This window comes from Chloroflexus sp. MS-G (assembly GCF_000735195.1).
In the GTDB taxonomy this organism is placed as follows: domain Bacteria; phylum Chloroflexota; class Chloroflexia; order Chloroflexales; family Chloroflexaceae; genus Chloroflexus.
In genome coordinates, this window is record NZ_JPIM01000031.1 from 17,685 (window position 1) to 40,868 (window position 23,184).

At 54.0% G+C, this 23,184-nt stretch carries 21 protein-coding genes; 16 read left to right on the plus strand and 5 right to left on the minus strand.

Going from position 1 to position 23,184, the window contains the following annotated elements; translation table 11 throughout:
• Nucleotides 1-30 precede the first annotated feature (30 nt).
• Complete coding sequence (locus JE47_RS0107650; protein WP_031459192.1) at nt 31-423, plus strand: biotin/lipoyl-containing protein; 393 nt, start codon at nt 31-33, stop codon at nt 421-423.
• Nucleotides 423-1,592 (plus strand): sodium ion-translocating decarboxylase subunit beta, encoded by a 1,170-nt coding sequence (locus tag JE47_RS0107655; protein ID WP_031459193.1) that lies wholly within the window; start codon nt 423-425, stop codon nt 1,590-1,592. The genes JE47_RS0107650 and JE47_RS0107655 overlap by 1 nt, the downstream gene beginning before the upstream one ends.
• Here JE47_RS0107655 and JE47_RS0107660 read toward each other — a convergent pair.
• Nucleotides 1,579-2,484, minus strand: a complete 906-nt coding sequence (locus tag JE47_RS0107660) for an oxidoreductase (RefSeq protein ID WP_031459194.1) — start codon at nt 2,482-2,484, stop codon at nt 1,579-1,581. The genes JE47_RS0107655 and JE47_RS0107660 overlap by 14 nt on opposite strands.
• A 224-nt stretch (nt 2,485-2,708) precedes the next feature.
• On the opposite strand from JE47_RS0107660, the gene JE47_RS0107665 reads away from it, so the two are divergent.
• From JE47_RS0107665 to JE47_RS0107720, 12 genes are all read left to right on the plus strand, one after another.
• Nucleotides 2,709-3,830, plus strand: a complete 1,122-nt coding sequence (locus tag JE47_RS0107665) for a L,D-transpeptidase (protein ID WP_051871097.1) — start codon at nt 2,709-2,711, stop codon at nt 3,828-3,830.
• A 145-nt stretch (nt 3,831-3,975) separates the two neighbouring features.
• The gene (locus JE47_RS0107670) at nt 3,976-5,109 is read left to right on the plus strand and encodes a hypothetical protein (protein WP_031459196.1); all 1,134 of its coding nucleotides are present in this window, start codon (nt 3,976-3,978) and stop codon (nt 5,107-5,109) included.
• Nucleotides 5,110-5,216: 107 nt separating this feature from the next.
• Nucleotides 5,217-6,398: a response regulator gene (locus tag JE47_RS0107675; protein ID WP_031459197.1), complete on the plus strand. Its 1,182-nt coding sequence runs from the start codon at nt 5,217-5,219 to the stop codon at nt 6,396-6,398.
• A gap of 288 nt (nt 6,399-6,686) precedes the next feature.
• Nucleotides 6,687-7,628 carry a F0F1 ATP synthase subunit A gene (atpB, locus tag JE47_RS0107680; RefSeq protein ID WP_031459198.1) on the plus strand — a complete coding sequence of 314 codons (942 nt, stop codon included), beginning with the start codon at nt 6,687-6,689 and terminating at the stop codon, nt 7,626-7,628.
• A gap of 88 nt (nt 7,629-7,716) precedes the next feature.
• A complete protein-coding gene (gene atpE, locus JE47_RS0107685) occupies nt 7,717-7,947 on the plus strand; it encodes an ATP synthase F0 subunit C (RefSeq protein WP_012258898.1) in 231 nt (76 codons plus the stop codon).
• Between the two features lie 30 nt (nt 7,948-7,977).
• Nucleotides 7,978-8,472 (plus strand): F0F1 ATP synthase subunit B, encoded by a 495-nt coding sequence (locus JE47_RS0107690; protein ID WP_031459199.1) that lies wholly within the window; start codon nt 7,978-7,980, stop codon nt 8,470-8,472.
• A gap of 47 nt (nt 8,473-8,519) precedes the next feature.
• Nucleotides 8,520-8,996, plus strand: coding sequence for an ATP synthase F1 subunit delta (gene atpH / locus JE47_RS0107695; protein ID WP_031459200.1), 477 nt, complete (start codon nt 8,520-8,522; stop codon nt 8,994-8,996).
• Between the two features lie 59 nt (nt 8,997-9,055).
• Nucleotides 9,056-10,624 carry a F0F1 ATP synthase subunit alpha gene (gene atpA / locus JE47_RS0107700; RefSeq protein ID WP_031459201.1) on the plus strand — a complete coding sequence of 523 codons (1,569 nt, stop codon included), beginning with the start codon at nt 9,056-9,058 and terminating at the stop codon, nt 10,622-10,624.
• Nucleotides 10,625-10,686: 62 nt separating this feature from the next.
• Nucleotides 10,687-11,559, plus strand: a complete 873-nt coding sequence (locus tag JE47_RS0107705) for a F0F1 ATP synthase subunit gamma (protein ID WP_031459202.1) — start codon at nt 10,687-10,689, stop codon at nt 11,557-11,559.
• 18 nt (nt 11,560-11,577) lie between these two features.
• On the plus strand, nt 11,578-12,993 hold the full coding sequence (gene atpD / locus JE47_RS0107710) for a F0F1 ATP synthase subunit beta (RefSeq protein ID WP_028459294.1): 1,416 nt from the start codon (nt 11,578-11,580) through the stop codon (nt 12,991-12,993).
• 66 nt (nt 12,994-13,059) lie between these two features.
• A complete protein-coding gene (locus JE47_RS0107715) occupies nt 13,060-13,479 on the plus strand; it encodes a F0F1 ATP synthase subunit epsilon (protein WP_031459203.1) in 420 nt (139 codons plus the stop codon).
• A gap of 701 nt (nt 13,480-14,180) precedes the next feature.
• A complete protein-coding gene (locus JE47_RS0107720) occupies nt 14,181-15,191 on the plus strand; it encodes a rod shape-determining protein (RefSeq protein WP_028459292.1) in 1,011 nt (336 codons plus the stop codon).
• A gap of 48 nt (nt 15,192-15,239) precedes the next feature.
• On the opposite strand, the gene JE47_RS0107725 is transcribed toward JE47_RS0107720, so the two are convergent.
• Both JE47_RS0107725 and JE47_RS0107730 read right to left on the minus strand, forming a co-directional pair.
• Entirely contained in the window at nt 15,240-16,220 is a 981-nt protein-coding gene (locus JE47_RS0107725; protein ID WP_031459204.1) for a DinB family protein, read from the minus strand.
• A 109-nt stretch (nt 16,221-16,329) separates the two neighbouring features.
• On the minus strand, nt 16,330-16,743 hold the full coding sequence (locus JE47_RS0107730) for a VOC family protein (RefSeq protein ID WP_031459205.1): 414 nt from the start codon (nt 16,741-16,743) through the stop codon (nt 16,330-16,332).
• A gap of 110 nt (nt 16,744-16,853) precedes the next feature.
• Here JE47_RS0107730 and JE47_RS0107735 point away from each other — a divergent pair, with 110 nt between their 5' ends.
• Nucleotides 16,854-19,025 (plus strand): ATP-binding protein, encoded by a 2,172-nt coding sequence (locus JE47_RS0107735; protein WP_031459206.1) that lies wholly within the window; start codon nt 16,854-16,856, stop codon nt 19,023-19,025.
• Nucleotides 19,026-19,226: 201 nt separating this feature from the next.
• Here the strand turns inward: JE47_RS0107735 and JE47_RS0107740 are convergent, their stop codons facing one another.
• Nucleotides 19,227-20,045 carry a hypothetical protein gene (locus tag JE47_RS0107740; protein WP_031459207.1) on the minus strand — a complete coding sequence of 273 codons (819 nt, stop codon included), beginning with the start codon at nt 20,043-20,045 and terminating at the stop codon, nt 19,227-19,229.
• Nucleotides 20,046-20,098: 53 nt separating this feature from the next.
• Nucleotides 20,099-21,622: a (Fe-S)-binding protein gene (locus tag JE47_RS0107745; RefSeq protein WP_031459208.1), complete on the minus strand. Its 1,524-nt coding sequence runs from the start codon at nt 21,620-21,622 to the stop codon at nt 20,099-20,101.
• A gap of 1,128 nt (nt 21,623-22,750) precedes the next feature.
• On the opposite strand from JE47_RS0107745, the gene JE47_RS0107750 reads away from it, so the two are divergent.
• A partial coding sequence (locus tag JE47_RS0107750) for a hypothetical protein (protein WP_031459209.1) occupies nt 22,751-23,184 on the plus strand: 434 nt, incomplete at its 3' end.

Consider the following 23,184-nt stretch of genomic DNA (forward strand, 5'->3'; position numbering starts at 1 on the left):
CCGCATTTCAGGTTGAATGACGGAGAGACTATGAAACGCTTGCGTATAACGGTAAACGGTGTGACCTACGAGGTCGAGGTCGAGGTACTACAAGATGATGAAGAATCGGCGTTGCAGGCCCCAACCAGTATCAACGCCGTACCACCACCACCACGTACTCCTACTACACCTGCTACAGCGCCAGACACACCACCACCAAGCTCAACCGGTCCTGGGGTGCTGGTATCACCAATCGCCGGCATTGTTGCCGAAATTAAAGTTAAGGTCGGCGATCAGGTCAAAGAAAACGATCCGTTGGTTGTGATCGAAGCGATGAAGATGAATTCAAACGTCAGTTCACCCGTTGCAGGTACCATTCGTGCAATCAACGTCAAAGTTGGCGACTCGGTACGTCAGGGTCAACCACTACTGGAGTTTGCCTGATGGAATGGCTTATCGGCTTTTTTGAAGCAAGCGGGATCGCCCATCTGGCATGGGGTAATCTGCTCATGATCGTCGTCGGATGCGTGTTCGTCTATCTTGCCATTGCCCGCGGATTCGAGCCACTGCTGCTGGTACCGATTGGCTTCGGTATCATTCTTGGCAACATGCCTTTTGAGCCGGGTATGGGGCAGGGAGTCTACGATCAGGGAAGCGTCTTGAATTACATCTACTTCGGAGTGATCACCGGTATCTTCCCGCCCCTCATCTTCCTTGGCATTGGAGCAATGACCGACTTCTCGGCACTGATTGCCCAGCCTCGCTTGATCCTGCTTGGCGCTGCGGCACAGCTCGGTATCTTCTTTACCCTCTTGATGGCTATTGTCCTCGGTCAGTATTTCCCATTTCTCGATCTGGCTGACCCCAACGATCCACTCCGCCTGCTCCGCGCCGCAGCCGCGATTGGCATTATCGGCGGGGCTGATGGACCAACCGCCATTTTTATCGCATCGCGCCTTGCGCCTGATCTGCTCGGCACCATTGCCGTCTCTGCCTACTCGTACATGGCCCTGGTGCCGGTTATTCAACCACCCATTATGTACTTATTGACCAGCCGCGAAGAACGGCTCATTCGGATGCCACCGCCAGCCGAGATTGGTCGAACGCAGCGCATCATATTCCCGATCATTGGTTTGATTGTGTGTGTACTCATTGTCCCAGACACGTTACCTCTCCTGGGAATGCTCTTCTTTGGCAATTTGCTTAAGGAGAGCGGGGTAACTGAACGCCTGGCCAGAACGGCACGTAGCGCGCTGATCGATAGTGTGACGATCATGCTCGGCTTGACAGTCGGGGCCAGCACGCAAGCCAGTAACTTCCTGACCCCGCGCTCAATCGTCGTTTTTGCCCTCGGCGCCTGCGCGTTCGCCATTTCTACTGCGGGTGGTATCCTGTTTGCCAAACTGTACAATCTATTTACCAGGAACAAAATTAACCCCTTGATCGGCGCGGCCGGAGTATCGGCAGTACCTATGTCGGCGCGAGTGGCCCATACTGTCGCCCAGGCGGAAGACCCGCAAAACTTTTTGATCTGGCAGGCAATGTGTCCGAACGTTGCTGGTGTGATTGGCTCGGCAGTGGCAGCCGGTGTGTTGCTGGTCATTTTACGTTAGCTGACCACAATGCCCGACGTGCCAGGTGCGGCCATTCGGGAAGCAGACGTAACGCGGTACACAGCATCACCAGATCAACACTCCCTTCTCGAATCAGGCTGTCGGCCAGCCAGGGATCACTCAACTGACCTGAACCGATCACGATGGCTTCGCTCGCAATGCGCCGAATACCTACCACTAGCGGTATCGTCCAGCCCGGAAAACGAGCGACATCAGGAGTGTAGCGATTGAGCGTGACATCGAGAAATTGTGCCCCGGCGGCAACAGCCCGCCGGGCAATGATTCGTGCATCCTGATGCGTCAGACCACCTGGCACCAACTCGGCCACCGGCATGCGTAAACCAACCCAGAGCCGACGCCCAAAACAGAGATGGATCTGCTCAAGAATCGTTAACACTGGCTGAATCCGTTCAGCAATTGACGGTTGTACGTGACCATCTGGCTGACATCCTGCGGCAACCATAGCCGCCAGTTCTCCCTGATCGGCAATCGAGATGAAGACTCCATCAGCACCGGCTGCTAAAGCGCGCCACGCAGCCTGAACATAACGCTCGACCAGATCGTACAGGGGTGATGTACCTGGTAGCATTTCCAATAAAAAAACGATTCGACTACCGAAGGCATGCGCCGCTGCGGTGAGACGGCGTAACGCGGGCAGATAGCAATCATGCCAGATACCGAGATGCGCCATCGGTGTGAGTGGTTCCTCGACAAGCATTGGCTCGGTGATAATCATACCCACTCCACCCATAGCGCGCCGCTCGTAGTAACTAACCAATGCACTATGGCAGAATCCATCACGGCCAGCCAGACCGCTGGGTGCCGGTGCCATCACAATGCGATTGCGTAATTGCTGACCGGCTACCTGTAGCGGGGTGAAGAGATCTGCCATACAAAACTCTCTACACTACTACGCAACGGTGAAACAAAACTCATCCCAGTCCTAAAGGGTTTTGCTTGCTACCGGTTTTCAATCCGTATAATACTGTTTCTAACTGATATAATAGCTCTATCAATATTACAAGGTATACCAGCACTAAAGTGAAGCATTTGGTGTTCGGTTAGCAACAAAGCATCCATCGTCGAAGACCCGCTGGACACTCATGGAGTCTGGAAATGTCTGCGTCTCACCACCCATTATCTCCTCAATTATCGCTGATCCGGCTGCTCGGATGGAGCTTCCTGATCGCAATGGTTACCTTGCAGATGAATCTGGTTGCGGCACGGTCAAATCCTCCAAAAAACCTCCCGGTTGTGCGTACCGTCTACTTCCCGCAGACCGGTCATCACCTCTCGGATCGCGTTGGCTTCCTTGACTTCTGGCGGGCAAACGGCCAACTGCTTACCTTCGGTATGCCGATCAGTGAAGAACTGGTTATCGATGGCCGCATTGTGCAATACTTCGAGCGTGCCCGATTCGAGTATCATCCTGAGTATGCCAAAACAGTGCAGCAGGTGCAACTTGGGCTAATCGGTCGTGAATGGCTGGCACATCACTCACTCAGCCTGCCACCAAACAGTAATCTTGATACCGGTGCGTTTTTTCCCGAAACCGGTTATTCGCTGCAAGGCGAATTTCTCGAATTTTGGCAACGCCACGGCGGCCTCGTGATCTTTGGCTTCCCACTGAGTGAACAAGTTGACGAAAATGGTACGCTTGTCCAATATTTCGAGCGTGCCCGGTTCCGCTACCGGCCGGAAGCGCTTTCACCGTTTCTCCGCCAACAAGAGACGATCTACGGTATAGACCTCGATAGTCTCTTTGAAGTTCATATTGACGAACTCGGACGAGAAATCGCCCGCTTACAGAACGTCAACACTGATCCGGTCGCACGTCTCCCCGGTGCAGTAGACTGGAGTCCCGGACTGTGGTCACGTCGAATCGAAGTCGATCTCAGCCGCCAATACCTTTTTGCCTACGAAGATGAGCTGCTGGTCTTTTCCGCACCGGTCGCTACCGGACGCGATGGCTTCAATACCCCGCGTGGTGATTTCACGATCTACTACCGTATTCCCGAACAGACAATGACCGGTTGTCTCGGTGGGGAATGCTGGTATGTACCCAACATCCCCTGGGTGCAGTATATCGTAGGCGGGGTAGCGCTGCACGGCACTTACTGGCACAACGCTCACGGCAGCGGGGTACGAATGTCGCATGGGTGTATCAATTTACGCATCGACGACGCCCAATGGCTCTACGAATGGGCAGACCTCGGTGTTCCGGTCAAGATTTATTGAACACGTTCTAAAAAAATGCCGCTGGCACAGGAACGCGGGCCTGTAGCTTGCGTTGCGCAGCCTGGAAGATGCCCCCTGCGCCTTCCCCTGTTCACGTGGTATAATTATCGTATGCCTATACCCCTGCACGAAATACGGAATCGCTATGCTGTACGTACCGGATGGCGTCCCGCCAATCATTGCAAGCACTCTAGCCCGCATTGAACGCACCCTCCCTCAACCAGGCGAAATTCTGGTCAGAAAGGGAGGCAGAGTGGAACCTGACGATGTGGTAGCACGGGGAAAAAGTGATACAGCACCATACGTGATTAACCTGGCGCAAGCGCTCAACCTGCCACCTGAACAGGCTGCCCGTACCGTTGTCAGCCCAATTGGTCAACCCATCAACGCTGGTGCTGTCCTGGCCCGACGCCGTGGCATGTTTGGTCGACGAGTGTTGAGTCCGGCCAACGGTATTCTCCATACGGTAGACCCGGCAACCGGCTACGCAATCATTTGCGCCGAACCGCAAACAATCACCCTCACGGCTGGCGTGCGGGGAATCGTGATGGACATCATCAACAATCAACAGGTGATCATCGAAACACCTGCTGCGCAAATCTACGGCATCGTCAGCTTCGGCGCTCATACCAACGGTGTCACCCGACTGCTGACGCTTGATCCAGGAGAACCGATCACAGAAAAAATGATTGATGCGCAGAGTATGTATGCCGTTATCATTGGCGGCAGCGGAATCAGTGCTGCTGCTCTGCGCAAAGCGGTCGAACATCAGGTTCGCGGCATCATCATCGGTAGTATCAACGAACATGAGCTGCGCACCTTCTTCCAGTTAACCAAGCGCTTACCCTGGGCCGTTGGACGTCGCAACTGGCAGTGGATGAGTCACATCACTTCACCACTCACAATTGTGTTGACGGAAGGGATCGGGAATGCGCCGATGGCCGCACCAATCTTTGAAATACTTGCCAACAATGATCGGCGCGAAATCTTCATTGAAAGCCAAACAAGCCTCCGTCAGCCCCACCGCCGACCGCGGGTTATTATCCCGCTGTCGCGGAGTAGTAGCACGTCACTTGAACCACCACGCCCTCTATTGCGCGTTGGCGCCACAGTGCGACTGCTTGATCACGAGCATCTGGGGTCGCTCGGACGAGTGCGCAGCTTACCGGCACTCCCGCAACGACTACCGTCTGGAGTACGCACGCCCGCCGTTGAAGTGCTGGTCGACAATGGCGAAGCAATCTGGCTGCCACGTAGCTGTGTGGAAGTCATTGCCTGAAGTGCGAGCCTCATGCCAAAAATCTGCTTCAAGCTGTAGCTATTTCGAGTATACTAGTGAACAGTAGTAGACGGTTACCACTCTGAACGATACAGAGAGAGAATTCAATGGCTTATCGTATCGTCGTGGTCGCCCGCGCTAACCCGGTTCTCCGTAGCTTATCAGGAGCGCTGAGCGGCGACGCTGAAGTACAAATCTTTGAATCGGCAAATGATGCGTTGTGGTCGATCAGCACCGAACCACCTGATGTCGTGTTGAGTGAGATCGAACTTGATGAAATGAGTGGGCTTGATTTGGCCGAAATCGTGCCGAATTTTGATCCACAGACACGAGTCATTCTTTGGGGGAACAGATTGAGTAACGCTGACCGCGATCGCGCACAAACGGCTGGCGTCGCAAAATTGCTGACCGGCGAACTCAATCTCGACATTGTACGCACAACTATTCGTGGGGTGCTCGACACGCCAGCCTCATCTCCTGCCCCTACCCCATCACCCTCTCCAACGGTCGTTACGGAGAGAGTACGTGAGGCAACACCGATGACTGACGTGGAATCATCACCAACTGAAAAGAGCGAGACGACACGGTCGTCATCGTCAGCAGAACAGGCACCACGCCGACAGTTCACACCAGCACGGATAGTCCTCCCCTCGCGGGCCGAACGAGAAGCGGCTGAACGTGCCGCCCGTGAGGCTGCCGAACGCGAGGCTGCTGAACGTGCTGCCCGCGAAGCTGCCGAGCGCGAAGCCGCTGAACGTGCCGCCCGTGAACCATCGCCTGCACGCGGTGGGCTGGCAGCCCGCTCACGTGCCGCCGCTGAACGTCGAGGTCAGACACCGACATCACCCACTTCGGTTCCTACACCAACGAGTTGGCGCAGTGAAGGCGGGCATTTAATTATCACCGAGCAAAATATTGCTGCGATTCGCAGCATTATGAGCCAGTTGGGGCAAGACCTTGGCACCCAGAGTATTATGTTAACCGACCGTGCCGGGATGATCCTGGTTGAAACGGGAGATAAGGGCAACCTGCCACTCATGGTTGTTCTCCCCCTGCTTTCAACTGGTTTTTCAACCACCGGCGAAGTCGCCCGTCAGCTTCGCGAAGAAGATGCAACCAGTGTCTATATCCACGAAGGGGTGAATATCGATCTCTACTGCTTCGACGTTGCCCAGCGCTTTCTCCTGGTGTTGATCTTCAACAAGCGCGTAGCCAGCTCAAAGATCGGGGCAGTATGGGTCAATGCCAAACGGGCAATCCGGGAACTTCGCGAGGCGCTAGCTCGTTAGCATCGCTGCCATTCCATCGCTGGTGAGGGTGGATCACCGTTCACTCTCACCAATCATCTCGCCCACGCATCAGTTGCCCATCCTGCACGGCTATGGTATACTCGGCGACGGCCTCGCTGAACAACAATGTTCCAGCGGTTGGGTGAGTTGCGAAAATATGCGAGGTAGGGTATACTGATTGTGAAAGACTGAACAAGGAAGTAGTTGTTCGTACTGTGGGCGACAGCGTAGACAAGAGGTCTTGTACATGCTGAAAAATGCCCGACGTTGTCGAGCAGGAGGTAGGCGTTGTCAACGCGGACTCGAAACATCTTAATCATTGTAGGGGCGCTTGTCATTTCGATTGCCAGTCGCTTTTTCCTCTACACCGGTGAACCACACGTAGAAGTTGCCGCTGAAGTTATTTTTGACGGCATTCCTGGTTTCCCCATCACCAATTCATTCCTTGTCTCGATCATTATCGACATCTTCGTCATTGGCCTGGCGTTTGCTGCAACCCGCAACTTACAGATGGTACCACGTGGTTTGCAGAACGTCATGGAATTCGTGCTCGAGTCGTTGTACAATCTCTTTCGCAACATCAATGCCCGCTACGTCGCGACCGCCTTTCCACTGGTAGCAACCATCTTTCTCTTCGTCTTGTTTGGGAACTGGTTTGGTCTGTTGCCCGGCGTGGGTTCCATTGGTGTGTGCCACGAGAAGCACAAAGGCGAGCATGCCGTGGCTGATGAGCGAGTGGCATTAGCTGCGCCAGCCGCACCGCTAGGCAACGTTTTAGCGGCTGAGAGTGAAGTGGCATACGACACCTGCGCAGCGCAGGGTAAGAAACTAGTACCGCTCTTCCGTGCGCCAGCCGCTGATCTCAACTTTACCTTTGCGATTGCAGCTATCTCCTTCGTCTTCATCGAGTATTGGGGCTTCCGTGCTCTTGGCCCTGGCTACTTGAAGAAGTTCTTTAACACGAACGGCATTATGTCGTTTGTGGGGATTATCGAGTTCATCTCCGAACTGGTGAAGCCCTTCGCTCTGGCCTTCCGTCTTTTTGGGAATATCTTCGCCGGTGAAGTCTTGTTGGTAGTTATGGCATTCCTTGTGCCACTCTTACTACCACTGCCCTTCTACGGTTTCGAGGTGTTCGTCGGATTTATCCAGGCCTTGATCTTTGCCCTGTTGACCTACGCTTTCCTCAATATCGCCGTCACCGGCCATGACGAGGAGCATGCACATTAAGATGTTGTGTTCGTGCGGAGTATTCCGCAATGGTTTGTCATAAAGATTGGTTTCGTCGCAGAGTTTGCTTTAAGGAGGCATCTCAATCATGGAGGGTCTGAATCTCGTCGCAACCGCGCTCGCTGTGGGTCTGGGCGCAATTGGGCCGGGTGTCGGCATTGGGATCATCGTGTCGGGTGCGGTGCAGGCGATTGGCCGCAATCCTGAAATCGAGAACCGGGTCGTTACCTACATGTTCATCGGTATTGCCTTTACCGAAGCACTGGCAATTTTCGGTCTGGTCATTGCGTTCTTGATCGGTTTTGGCGTCTTACAGTAAAATATTGGCGCGTTACGGGAGGTTTGAAGGGTGGAAGCATTAGGTATTAATCCGACCCTGTTTATCGCGCAACTGATCAATTTCCTGTTGCTCATCTTCATTCTGCGAGTGCTCTTGTACCGACCGGTGATGAACCTGCTGAACGAGCGCACCAAGCGGATTGAAGAGAGTGTCCGCGACGCGGAAAAGGTACGCGAGCAGTTGGCTAACGCCAGACGTGATTACGAGGCAGAAATTGCTAAGGCGCGTCAGGAAGCGGCTCGCATCGTTGCCCAGGCTCAGGAGCGGGCCAAGCAGCAGGAAGCAGAGATCATTGCGCAGGCACGTCGTGAGGCCGAGCGTCTGAAAGAAGAGGCTCGTCTCCAGGCCGAACAGGAGCGCGCTCGTATGTTGAGCGAGGCAAAGAGCCAGATCGCCGAGCTGGTAACCTTGACGGCCAGCCGTGTTTTGGGAGCAGAACTCCAGGCTCGCGGTCACGATGCATTGATCGCCGAGTCGCTGGCAGCGCTTGATCGCCGTAACTAATGTCGCAGTTCCGGTAAAGACCTGGTCTGCGTGAGGAAACGAAGGGTATGGCAACGACCATTGACGCACGAGAACTGGCTGCTCCACTGGTAGAGGCACTCTTGACAACGGCTGCCGAGCAGATTCGGGCCGTTGCCCCGCGTGTTGCCGGTCTATCGGTCCACGATGCAGCAGCAGTATTGCCGGCTGATTTGCTACCACAGGTACGCAACTTCTTGCTCGCTATGGTAAAAGAGGGGCTGGCCGGTGAACTCAACGCAGTGGCTGCTGCATTGCCAGGTTACCTCGATACTGTCGGTAGTCAGGCAATTGATGCCAGCGTCACCAGTGCGATTGAGTTGAGCGATGAGCAGAAAGAGCGGATTAGCCGCGAGTTGCAGCAACGCTACGGCAGGGTACATGTAACGTATCATGTTGACCCGACCCTGATCGGTGGTTTGATTATTCGGGTTGGTGATCAGGTGCTTGATAATAGTCTCCGCACACGCCTGAGCGCCATCCAACGTATATTGCAGGCAAGTTAACCGTTAGAACTCAGCTCGCTGGCCCGGTATCGCCGGCGACCAGCGCGACGGAGTAGAGCATGACGACGATTACTGAAGAATTGATCGCCCGGCTGAAGCAGGGGATCACAAGCGGCGTCGACCTTCAGCCGCGTCAGGTCAATGTCGGTACGGTGATTGCCGTCGGAGACGGCGTCGCGCGGCTGTCCGGCCTTGATCAGGTCGTCGCTTCTGAGATCGTTGAATTCCCGCCGAAAGCCGGTCGCAATGAGTCGATTTATGGTATTGCCCTGAACCTCGAACAAGATAGTGTCGCCGCTATTATTCTTGGTGATGATGAAACGATCGAGGAAGGGGATATGGTCACCTCGACCGGGCGCGTTATTTCGGTACCGGTCGGGCAGGGATTGTTGGGGCGAGTGGTAAACCCACTCGGTCAACCCATCGATGGGAAAGGGCCGATCATTTACGATAAGACACGCCCAATTGAGCGTATCGCTCCTGGCGTGATTACCCGTAAGTCGGTTGATACGCCAGTACAGACCGGTATTATCGCGATTGATGCGTTGATCCCTATCGGGCGCGGGCAACGCGAGCTGATCATCGGTGACCGCCAAACCGGTAAGACCGCAGTTGCCGTTGATACCATCATCAACCAGAAAGGCCAGGGGATGGTGTGTATCTACGTTGCGATTGGGCAGCGTCGGGCACAGGTGGCGCAGGTCGTCGGGACCCTGGAGCGGTTCGGTGCGATGGAGTATACCATCGTGGTGTCAGCAACCGCTTCTGAGAGTGCTGCATTGCAATATATCGCCCCTTACGCCGGTTGTGCGATGGGTGAAGAGATTATGGAGAACGGTGTGATGCTCAATGGGCAACTGGTGAAGGATGCCCTGATCGTCTACGACGACTTGAGCAAACACGCCGTTGCTTACCGCCAGGTGTCACTCTTGCTCCGCCGTCCGCCCGGTCGTGAGGCGTATCCCGGCGACGTCTTCTACCTTCACTCACGGTTGCTCGAACGGGCAGCTCGTCTGAGCGAGGAGTACGGCGGTGGTTCACTGACCGCATTGCCGGTGATCGAAACCCAGGCCAACGACGTGTCGGCCTACATTCCAACGAACGTGATTTCGATTACCGATGGTCAGATTTACCTTGAGTCCGACCTGTTTAATGCCGGTCAACGCCCGGCGCTGAACGTTGGTATTTCAGTGTCGCGTGTAGGTGGTGCAGCTCAGACGCGGGCAATGCGCGCAGTGGCCGGTAAGTTGAAGGGTGAGCTGGCTCAGTTCCGTGACTTGGCTGCCTTTGCGCAATTTGCCAGTGATCTTGACGCAACGACCAAAGCGCAGATCGAGCGTGGTCAGCGTTTGCAAGAGCTGCTGAAACAGCCACAGTATCAGCCGCTGCCAGTGGAGGATCAGGTTGCTATTCTGTATGCGGCTATCAACAACTACCTTGATGATGTGCCGGTGCCGCTGATCACGAAGTGGCGTGATGATTTCCTGACCTTCCTGCGTACCGCCCATCCAGAGGTGCGGAAGCTGATCTACGACAATCGCCTTGATCGCAAGTTCCCGTCACCTGAAGTCAAGGAGGCGCTGGAATCGGCAATCAAGGAGTTTAAGGCAACCAGTAACTATAGCTAGCAGAAGACTGGCGAGCAGACGTTTTGCTGCTCGCCAGAAGCTGCAACTGCAAAGGGTTCGATATGCCGAGTAGTCGCGAGATTAAGCGCCGCATCCGATCCGTCAAGAATGTTGCTCAGATTACGCGAGCGATGGAGATGGTGTCAGCATCAAAGATGCGGCGTGCACAACGGAATGTATTAGCTACCCGGCCATACGCCGACCGCATGCGAGAGGTGATGGCCAATCTGACAGCGCGGGTGGTAGGGGCAGCTCGCCGTGGAACGCTGCTCGAAAAACGCGAGACGGTAAAGAGCGTTGCGTTACTGGTAGTAACCCCTGATCGTGGTCTGTGTGGTAGCCTGGTTGCTAATGTCCTGCGTCGCGCCGGTCGTTTTATTACCGAGCAGCGCGCAATGGGACGTACTGTCGATGTTTATACCTTCGGTCGCAAGGGACGCGATTTCTTCTTGCGCGCCGGTTTTGCCCCGGCTGGTGAAGCAACCCGGCTTGGCGATGCACCAAAGCTCGAAGCCATTCTTGGCGTGGCAATCAGTGCCATTAACGGGTTTCAGTCGGGGAAGTACGACGAACTCTACATTATTTACAGTGAGTTCATTAATACCCTGGTACAGCGTCCGGCAATTAAGCAGTTACTGCCGGTCGAAAGCCCCGATATATCCACAACAACTAACGTTGATTATACCTACGAGCCAGGGGAAGAAGAAGTTCTTAATGCCATTCTGCCGCGGTACGTTGAAACCCAGATCTATCAGGCAGTCCTTGAGAGTATTGCCAGTGAACACAGTGCACGAATGGTTGCAATGCGCAATGCAACCAACAATGCCAAAGATCTGGTACGTGATCTGACGCTGTCATTTAACAAAGCGCGGCAGGCTGCTATTACGAAAGAGGTCAGCGAGATTGCTTCGGGCGCCGCTGCTCTCACCAGTTGATGTTAAGAGGAGGAGCCGATGCCGGCCAAGGGGGTTATTCAAGAGATTATCGGTGTGGTCATTCGGGCCAAGTTCCCGGAAGACGAAGTACCGGCGATCTATAACGCAATCGAAATTCCACTAGGAAACGGTGACCGCCTTGTTTGCGAGGTGCAGCAGCAACTCGGTAATGGCGTGGTCAAAGCGGTCGCAATGGGTTCTACCGATGGTCTGCGCCGAGGCCTGGAGGTGATCGATACCGGTCGCCCGATTGCGGTACCGGTCGGCCCGGCCACACTCGGTCGCGTGTTTAATGTGTTGGGCGATCCGATTGACGGGCTGGGACCAATCGATCCAAGTGTTGAGCGACGCCCTATCCATCGCGATCCGCCGAGCTTTGAAGAGCAGAATACTCAGGCACAACTTTTTGAAACCGGTATTAAGGTTATTGATCTGATCGCACCGTTTACTCGCGGTGGTAAGACCGCTATCTTCGGCGGTGCTGGTGTGGGTAAGACGGTCGTTATCCAGGAATTGATTGCCAACATTGCTAAAGAGCAGTCGGGCTTCTCGGTGTTTGCCGGTGTAGGTGAGCGTTCGCGTGAAGGGAACGACCTGATTCACGAAATGCAGGAAGCCCGCATCGACGAAAACACGCGCGTGTTTGATAAGACCGTGATGGTTTTCGGTCAGATGAATGAGCCGCCAGGCGCCCGTTTGCGGGTTGGCCTCACCGCATTGACCATGGCCGAATATTTCCGTGATGAGGGCCGCGATATTCTGCTCTTTATCGACAATATCTTCCGCTTCGTCCAGGCCGGTTCGGAGGTCTCTTCACTGCTCGGTCGTATGCCCTCTCAGGTGGGATACCAACCGACGCTGGGAACCGAGATGGGTGAATTGCAGGAACGTATTACGTCAACTAAGCGCGGTTCAATTACCTCGATGCAGGCGGTTTACGTACCGGCAGACGACTACACCGACCCGGCTCCGGCCACGGTGTTTAGCCACCTCGACGCGACGATCTCGCTCGAACGCAGTATTGCCGAGCGGGCAATCTTCCCGGCAGTCGATCCGTTGGCCTCGACATCGCGTATTCTCGATCCGAATATCGTCGGCGAAGAGCATTACCGCGTCGCTCAAGAGGTAAAGCGGGTGTTGCAACGCTATAAAGACCTCAAGGACATTATTGCCATTCTCGGTATGGAAGAGTTGAGCGATGAAGATAAGCTGACCGTACAACGCGCACGCAAGATCGAGCTGTTCTTCTCGCAGCCATTTACGGTAGCGCAACAATTTACCGGTCGGCCAGGTAAGTATGTGCCGGTGAAGAAGACGGTTGAGAGCTTTGCCCGTCTCCTTAATGGTGAGGGCGATCATATTCCAGAATCGTTCTTCTACATGCAGGGCGATTTCGACGATGTGCTGGCCGCTTACGAGGCTAGTCAGAAGTAAGCCGGACCCAACGGAGATCATCGACCGCCGTTGGGTATGATGTATGGCAGGCAGAAGGAGCAATCTATGCCCATCCATCTGGAGATTGTCACCGCTGAGCGTGTCATCTTATCGGATGATGTTGATATGATTAGCGCACCGACTAAAGATGGGCGCATTGGTATTTTGCCACGTCACGCTCCGCTGATGACGATTCTCGAACCGGGCGAGCTGGACATCATTAAAAATGGTGAACGGACACCTTTCGCGGTGTCGGGAGGATTTATGGAGGTGCTTCCGCACCGAGTAACCATTCTAGCCGATACTGTTGAACGGGCCGATGAGATCGATGAAGCACGAGCCGAGCAGGCCCGGGCCGAGGCCGAAGCGCGTCGGCGTGAAGCACAGAGCGAACGCGATATGGCATTGGCCGAAGCCAAACTCCGCAAGGAGATGGTACGCTTACGAGTGGCCCAGCTCCATAAAATAAAGCGACGCCAATCATAACAGGTCATTGTGCAGGGGGCTTCTACTACTGAGCTTACCCCTTCCACGTTTGTGTGAAGGGGTTTTTATTGTCTGTTTTTCATCGCGAGGGCTAGGGTTGAAAATCCGCTGCAACCGCATTCTTTGCTACCCAGAAATATGAAGGGTACCAGACACGTTCTGCCGCATCTCGCTGGACTACTAAATCAGGGGCCTAGCAGTCTTAGAGCCTGACCAGAAACCTGGATTTCTTATTGGTCACGTACCGTACCCATGCAACCATTGCGTTGGGAGGCCAACGTTCTGTTCATCCATCCGCAGCACGTTCCCTCTACCGAGCGGGCAGCGTCAGGCGTTGCGCGGAACAGTGCGGGTGAGCGGATGCACCTCGCTGCACCTTCCCCTTCCTCTCACTGTGGAGGAGAGGAAGGGGGCTGGGGGAAGGTGAGGGCCACCAGGCGTATGCCGCAGCACGGCCTTGTTCACCGGTTCCGTCCATTACCGCACCGCTTGGAACAGGTATAGTCGCGCCTCCAGAGGGTACTGCACAACGCAGGCCAGAGGCTCGTACTCCCAGGGAATAAGGAAAGGCAGTCAGAAACTTTGCCAATCCCTGGAACTCACGCAGAGGTGCGTAAATTTGCTATAATACGGCACGATCATGTGCAGTATGCACGCTTTGACGCACATTGCCGGTAATAACCATTTCAGTAGGAACGATTATGGCCCGCAAAATCGGGATTGATCTTGGCACTGCTAATGTCTTAGTGTACGTAAAAGGGAAGGGGATCGTTCTCTCGGAACCATCGGTCGTCGCATTGAGTACGCGCGATGGGCGGGTGCGTGCCGTGGGCGCAGAAGCGATGGCGATGTTGGGTCGCGAACCAGAGAGCATCGAAGTCGTGCGCCCAATGCGCAACGGTGTGATCGCTGATTATGTGGTGACCGAAGAGATGCTACGCCATTTTATTGGCCGTGCTGCCGGAAGGTTTCGCTTCTCGCGCCCTGAAGTGATGATCTGTATTCCCGCTGGCGTTACCAGCGTTGAAATGCGCGCAGTGCGTTATGCGGCGCTGGAAGCCGGTGCCGGCAAAGCGTATCTGATCCGTGAACCACTAGCCGCAGCAATTGGCGCTAATATTCCGATTGCTCAGCCCTCGGGAAACCTTATCATTGATATTGGTGGTGGTACCACGGAAGTAGCAGTCATCTCGCTGAACGATATTGTCGTCAGTACATCGGTGCGGGTGGGTGGTAATCGGTTCGATGAAGCTATTGCATCATATATCAAGCGTAAGTACAACTTGCTGATTGGTGAACGAACTGCCGAAGCGGTGAAGATCGAAATCGGTTCAGCCTTACCGCTCGATAAACCACTGGTAACCCAGGTTCGTGGTCGTGATCAGGTAACCGGTCTCCCACGCACGATACAGGTCGATAGCAACGAAATTACCGAGGCGATTCAGGAACCATTAGAGGCTATCGTGAACGCAGTGCGAGCGGTGCTGGTGGAAACACCGCCCGAATTAAGCTCGGATATCATCGATAAAGGGATGGTGATGACCGGTGGTGGTTCGATGCTGCGTCGCATCAATGATTTACTCACTGAGGTCACCGGCGTACCATGTTACGTCGCAGATCAGCCAGCTTCATGCGTTGCTATTGGTACTGGTCTAGCGCTAGAGAACCTCGATGTACTCTACGATAGCCTGAGTGGGCTAGATTTGACGTGATCTGATAAAGGACGGCGGAAGGGCAGATGGAATCTGCCCTTCGCGGTTTTACAAGTTGAATGCCTCATAGACTACCATAACTGCCTGATTGCCCTTATGCAAGAGATTGTGTCGCATCTGGGCTAATTCAATCAGGTGTCCCTGCTCGTGCGAAACTACCCAATTCCCCTGATGTAAAAGTGGTACAGGACCGAAGATTTCGTGGAAGCCGATTCGCTGCCACGCCGCCTGAGTTAAACCGCGCAACAGATTTAACGTCTGCTGACGGCTTGAAATGTACTGTTCAAGGAGATCATCGATAGGCACAGTACGGTACTTCATCGCGTGCTGAAGGGTTGGTGGGTGGGCAGTAGACAGTTTGGGCTGATTCGTCTCGAGAATCATCCATGCCCGTTCGCGAAACACGATATCCATATCGATCAGATGCCCGATCAGGTCCTTAAAGGCGGGAAGGCCGTTTACCGGAGTTGACAGTTGCTCTTCCGTCAGACCACGCACCAAATCTTGAACGGTACGCATCCCCTGTTCCAGACGGCGCACAATTGTAGACGGCCCTAGTGTCCCCATTCCATCAACGATGCGGAAACTGAGAAAACCCTCACGGACGGTACCGCATTCGGGGCAGAATGGCGGCGGATCACCTTCCATAAGATGACCGCATGTGCTGCACACGAAGAGATCGCCTAATTCGGTGTAGGTAAGATCACGCCCGGCGGCAAGTGCCCGCACCGCTCGTTCAAGTAGCTCCCGTTGAAATGGGCTGGTACCGGTGACCGGACCGGTCGCTACAGCCTCCGGCTCTAGACCGGCTAGCGCTCGATCAATGTTGGCTATCGTCCTGGATACCTCTCCTAAACGATGGAGTGCGTGCTCGGCTCGAACCTGCTTCACGGCTGCCGAAGCTTCTAGCAGCCGTGCAATGTTAAAGAAACGTTCGCGACGTGCCTGACGGGCCCATGCTGCATAAGCTGTCTGACCGATGCTCATGCTCACCAGCAGGCGGCGATCCTCGCTACTGCTATCTGTCATACATTCTGCTCCCAACATCAAAGCGCATCTCTATACTGAACGTCCTCATTCTTGGCGGGGTAGGCGAGCGCATCATCTGCATCTACCCTACCCCTGCCCAGTCGCTGCTCTATTCTGAAATGCGGTGCTGAACTAGCTCTACCAGCACACCCTGACCGCCGGCTTTCGGATGAACAAATGCCACCAGCGTGTTGTGGATGCCAGGACGCGGTTCACGGTCAATCAGAGGTAAACCACGCGCCTGGAGTGTTGCCAGCGCTGCGTGGATGTCATCGACGCGATACGCGATATGATGCATTCCAGGGCCTTTTTCACGCAAGAAGCGGGCAAAGCTCGCCTGATCACTTGTCGGGGCAATCAACTCGATGAGAACATCACAAAACCGTGCAACGCCGATTGCCGCGTGACGTTCGGGCAGTTCGATCCGTTCCCATTCGGTGACATCGTAAGCGGTGCGATAAAAATCGATGGCCGCTTCAAGATCGGCTACGACAAAGCCGATATGATCGATTGCCGTAAACATACCCTGACTCCTTTGTAATCCACCGTTATACCGATGGATATAGCATATCATAGCATAAGGGCATAACGAGAGAATTGACAGCTACTCCAGGTTGACTACAATACACGACAATGACACGTGAACTCGATGACCCTACAATCGGTCTGTTACATCTGCTCAATGCGGCTTTTCGTCTCTTGCAAGAGGAGCAGCCGCTGACCCAGCGTGTTCATCGTTTGTTTGGATTATTGCGAATCGCCACTCGTTACCGCGATGGCCGGTTGACGTGCTGGTTACAAGCGGCTCGACCAGGAGCACCCCGCCAGCAAATTTTCTCGCCGGAGTCATGGGCCTATCCCTGGGACGATAGTCTGACCCGTTCGGTGGCCCTTGGCGGAAAAACAGTTGTTAAAACGATTGCCCTTGGCAGTACCGGTCAATCGCTCGAAGGACTGCCGGTGATCGCTGCCGGTTATCTGGGAGCACCGATCTTCTGGGGTGGCAAGCTGTGGGGCGTCCTCGAACTACGCAGCAATGATCAACGCTACTTTGGGGGACGGATCGGTGAGCTTATCGAGTCGCTCAAGCCACTGCTGGCAGCGGCCATTGCCCAGGAAGGCATGCGCTCACCACAATTGCCGACACCACGCTTTGCCGGTGAGACACCGCCTGGCCTGACCCTCAACCCCTCGCTGCGCCAGAAAATTATCGCACTGAACGAACAGCTTGATCGCACGATAAACTTGCATGAATTGGCGGGGATCGTCTTGCGCCGGGCGCTAGAGGGGAGTGGCGCCGAAGCCGGAGCGATTGCCCTGGTCGATCACGACCGGCGCGAGCTAGTACTCCATTTATGCGAGGGCTATGTAGCAGAGCGTTCCGGCACTGCGCTGCCAAAGCTACCGCGCCAGCGGTGGAGCTGGGAAACAGGGTTGGCCGGACAGGCGGTGCAGATGCGGCGTCCATTGCTCGTGCGCGACGCCGGGCGTGAACCGGGCCTACCGCCCACCATGCTCTTTCGTGCTGAGCTGGCAGCACCGATCATTGCCGATGATCGGGTGTTGGCAGTTCTTATTCTCCACAGCCACCGGGCCAATACCTTCAACGAAGAAGTTCTGGCTTTTATTGACGCTCTTCGCGAACGCACCGCACGACCGCTGGCGCGTGCCCTGTCTTATCAGACGGCTTACGAAACGTCATACCACCTCGGCCAGGTGTTCAGTAGCTTACCCATCGGTCTGGCACTGCTCGATCTCAACGGACGAGTGATTCGCGCCAACCTAGCCTGGTATCAGGTATGGAATATGATCGAGCATCTACAACGTCCCTCGTTTTACGTCGGTATTGATCTGGTAGAGCACCTGCTGACACGGCTCAATGATCCGTTCCGGCTCAGCGAATTTTGCGATCTCGGCCAGCATAACCCCGATCAGGTCTTGGAAACAACTCTTCAGCTTCGGCAACCGTATCAGGAATTGCACGTACTATCGGTTCCTACTCGTGATAGTCAACAACAACTGACCGGACGCTTGTGGGTAGTTAGCGACCGCACTCGGGAACGAGAATCCGATCGGATCAAAAATGAGTTTATTGGGATCGTATCGCATGAACTACGTACCCCACTCACCTCAATTCTAGGCTACACCGAAATTCTCTTGAATCGACAAGACCTCGACAGCGAAAGTCAACGCGAATTCTTAATGACAGTCTCTACTGAGGCCGAGCGTCTGTACAAGCTGGTGAAAGATTTGCTCGACGTTTCACGACTGGAAGCCGGTGTGGTGAAACTCAATCGCTATGCCGTTGGCCTCTGGCAAGTGATTGAAGAGCTGACCATGCAACTTCATACGCAACTGGTGAATCACAAACTTTTGATCGATGTTCGTACCCCATTGCCGCCAGTCTTTGCCGATTACGATAAGGTGAAACAGATTATTTTCAATTTGTTGAGTAACGCAATCAAGTATAGCCCAGAAGGAAGCGAAATTCAGCTTTCGGTACGGCAGGCTACTGCTGATGACTTACCAACGAATCACCCTCCTGGGCAATGGATGTTGATCGTGGTGCGTGATGAAGGGATCGGCATCGCGCCTGAAGATCAGGTAAAGCTTTTTGAGCGATTTCAGCGCGTTGATAACAGCAATACCCGCCAGAAAAGTGGTGTCGGTCTGGGCCTGTACATTACCCGTCTGCTGGTCGAACTACACGGAGGAAGAATCTGGGTGCAGAGTGTTGTGGGGAGAGGTAGCAGCTTTTCATTTACCCTGCCAATCTACTCTGCCAATCTAGACAATACCGTATAACGCACCGAGCTACAAAGATGGCGGAAGAAGCTGCACGAAACCCGGGATGCGAGCAGGTCACATTCATCCCTTGGCCTACCAAAATGGCGATTCAGGAGTTCATATCACCTACACCCCGCGCAGGCATATCATCGTTCCGACACTGCGCTATTGCCACAGGCAGTACAGGCGCAGAAATTTTCTGCACCTGTACCGCGATTATCAGGCAATCGTCCGTGCCATACGCCGACGCACGGCATAGAAAACGGCCAGGAAGTTATAGACCATGTGGAACAGGTAAGTGAACGGCAAAAGCACAAACAGTGTCAGCCCAAGGAGAGCATGCAGATAGACAATACCGGGCACGAGGTGTAAACGGGCAAACAGCTCTGTCCAGATAATGCAGAAAATAATAGTGCGCACGACGATCCGATCCCAGGCGTAACGACCAGGGGTGCGAATCCCCTGCGCTGCCCGATCGATATCACCGACCACCGCGCCACTCCACTTCCGCACCAAAGCTACCATTAAGTGCAAATTACCGACCACGGCAAAACCCACTGCGATCCATGTAACCCCGATGAAGAGAGAGCCAAACTCACCGAAGAGAAAGTGAGCCTGTAAGTGCTCACCATTACCGAAGATGATCGCGAGCAGATTCGCCGGTGAATAGTTAAAGCTTTCAGCAAGATGTAGTGAAACATCAGGCACCGGGCGACCAACAACGATATTAGCAAAAACGATCAATGCCGAAATAGTATAGCCGATCACTTCAGTGATGATCGCGACGTGGTAGAGGAGATAGCCTCTACCCCACACCGGATTGGCACGTTTGTAGAAATGGTTAAACGGCCCAAACAGCACAGCGTAGAGAGCGGGAATAACCCCCATACGCGGTGGTGGTGATTCAAATGTTGGCGATACCCCGCGGAAGTGGCGTTTCGTCACCAAAGCCCACGCAAACCGTCCTAAACGCAGTCCGACACCGACGACAAAAATCGCTATTGCCAACGGTGCAACGACATTCAGCAGCTCTATCATAGCTCTCTCCTTCCTCAGCCGGTCATTACTCACATGTCCAGGGAAGTACCACTTCAGTCGCAATTCTCACAATTCATCACCATCTCGCGCAGTGCCCGAATATCGTCGTAGACTTGCGGATGGTCTTTGCTAAAGCGCTTGACTATGTCGTCCTGTTCCAACCAATCGAGCAGCTCTGGAAAATCTGGCTGCTGCATGAGCCGCATCATCTGCCCCTCGACACTGTGCGCGATGAAGAATTCTTGATCACAGTTACGTAGTACAGCCGGAACCCGCATCCGATCCAGCTCACCGAGTTTAGCCAGTGCCGGTTCCATAGCTGCGTACACCACTTCAAAGAGCACCAATGCCATACGATCGCCTGATGGTGACAACTGGTAGGTCTGGCAGGTGTCTTCCAGCGACAACGTACATACCACACAGGGGGAGGTAACAAAATCGGCGCCGGTAGCACGAATCTGATTGGCCTTCAACACCGAGATTTTACGCCGGGTAGCGGTATTTTCGGGCAAACGCATACCACCGGCCCCGCCGTTGCAACAGTAGTTATATTCGCGGTTGGGCGTCATCTCGATGAAGTTATCGGTTACCAGGTTCAACAATTCACGGAACAGGTCACCGAGACCAGAAAGACGAGTCGCATAACAAGGATCATGGAGCGTTACTTTCAGATGGGTTTTCTCAACCGGCAAACGGCCCTGCTTAATCAGATCAAGCATGAGTGCATCAACACTCACAATCGGATAGCGGAATGGACGACCAAGTGTCTCAGACGCCTCGGCATAGAGAGTACGAGTATCACAACCACATTCGACAAGGAGAATCTTCTGAACACCTAGGCGATCCGCTTCTTGCTCCCAGTCTTCTAACATCTGCTTAGAAAGTTTATGATGAACAGCGATATGATCGATTTCAGTGCCGGTATCAATCACGTAGGGGGAAATCGTATAACTCACACCAGCAGCGTTAAGGATTTTGATAAGTTTAATACCGTAATCGGGAATTTTCGTATTACCCGCTGCCGGACACACAAAGAGAAACTCGGCGTTTTGAACATTTACCGGCGCTTCCAGTCCCTCATTACGCAGAAAAAGACCGACCCGACCCAGGACTTGAGCGGCAGTTAAGCCAAAACTGTGGCGATGGCGATCGGTATTTTCGATGATTGAACGGATCGTTGGATTAGCATAACTCAACCCGGAATCAGCATAGGCAGCCCGGGCGAGACGCACTATTCGACGAATACTGATCCCGGAGGGACAGGCCAGGGTGCAGCGACCACACGCAGTACAGGCCCAAAAGTACTGCATATGCTCTTTCAGATCGGCAAGCGTAGGGGTAGGCACCAATCCAAGAGCACCGCCAATCTGCCCTTCCAGCGTCATATACCGGCGGTAAATCTGGCGAATGAAGCCGGTCTTATACGTTGGATGGAGCTTTTCATCGCCGGTAACCAGATACCACGCACAGGCCTCACCGCACATCTTACAATCCATGCATGCTTCGAGATTAACCACATCTTCGGCGGTGAGGTTATGACGCAACGAATCGACAAACGCCTGCATCTCTGCTTCCATTGCCAGTAACTCCTTTCTAATGGTAATGACTCGCCTTTCCCGCTCACCTCCGGCATCTCTCGTCCCTGGTGATCGAGAGGGAAGATGGATGTTGATCAGAGTCTGCACACCGCTATCCCCCTCGCCATCTTCGCCCGGTACACTGCCACGTGAAACGTGCGTGGTATAGAGCGATACCGGCAAGCCGGTATATAAGGACGATAGTTCTCGTTGGTTATGAAATGTATTGCGAGAAAGTATTGTGTTTGAAATATAACAGACATTTAGACCGGTATAGTTAAGAAAATACAACAGAGAATTATTATGTATTTTTATCAATTTCATTGACCATTATTTGTATATATTTTCACATCCTGATGTGATCCAGGAACCCAATCCGCAGTTGTCAAGAAGCACCGTGAGGATCGTGCGCACGTGGTGGAGCAATGATCACCGCCAGGGCTTTTCCGCGTGCTCGGCTTCGGGTCACGCTAACCGGACAAAACGCCACCGCCGATCAACACCGACAAACACGCAGGTACGCGACGGGAAGGCAGCGGCTGGCGCATACGCACCTTCTGCGCGGAAAGAGAAACGAACTGTAGGAAAGAGGATTGGGTGGGATGGATGGATTTTTCCCGCCTGCCTCCTCCCCTTCCTCTCGTAAGTATGGGGTTAATCTGGCGATGCCGGTCAAGCGAGGGCGGATTCTCTCGCTTCTTCCCCTTCCTCGCACCCGGTGGGAGAGAAAGAGGCCGAGGAGAAGGGGAGGAAACCGCTCATGCTGCTGCACAGAAAGGCATGTCCGACGCATCTGACGAGAGAGGTACGGTTTCGCAGTGGAAACAACGGTACGTTTTTTGAGTGCCGAATCGTTGCCTCTATGTGTATCTCTTCATGATGAAGTGGGGTCATGAAACGCGATCCATTTGACGATCATAGAATACCGAATCATGAGTCTTCCGATGGATGAATTCCTACCTCTATTTACGTATACTTATCGTAGGCACGACGATACCCCCATACCCCAACCAATAATGCTGAAAAAGGAGATGATTTGTACCCGAAAATCATCCTGGCCCGGCAGTAGGCAGATTATTCGTTAGCCTCAGGATGGCAGCACAGACTCATACGGCAAAGGAGGGACTTATGACCACTATCCCCCATCGGTACCCCTCAACCACGTTCCGTCGCCATCCGCTGCGGCGTCTGCCGCACTTCGTGGGCCTCGCCGCCCTCCATGGAAGCCTGCTAGCACTGGCATTTCAGGCAATGAAGCCATCGTTTGCGTTCCCCGGCGTGGCTATCGGTTTCACGGTCGGTAGTCTCGTGACGCTCATCACGGTGATTATCATCGGGCTTCGCGAATCTCAATTTGCGCTCACCATCACTCCTCATCTCATCATTGTCGATGAAGGGTTTGGCTCGCGCAAGATCATTGAGCGCGTGTACATCATGCAGTATCACCTGCATCGTTTCCCCTTAGAAGCCCTCGCCGATAGTGGCACGCTAACCATCACTGTGGGTAACGAGACATACATCTTTACCGGGTTGACCCCATTTCACAGATTGGCAACATTCCT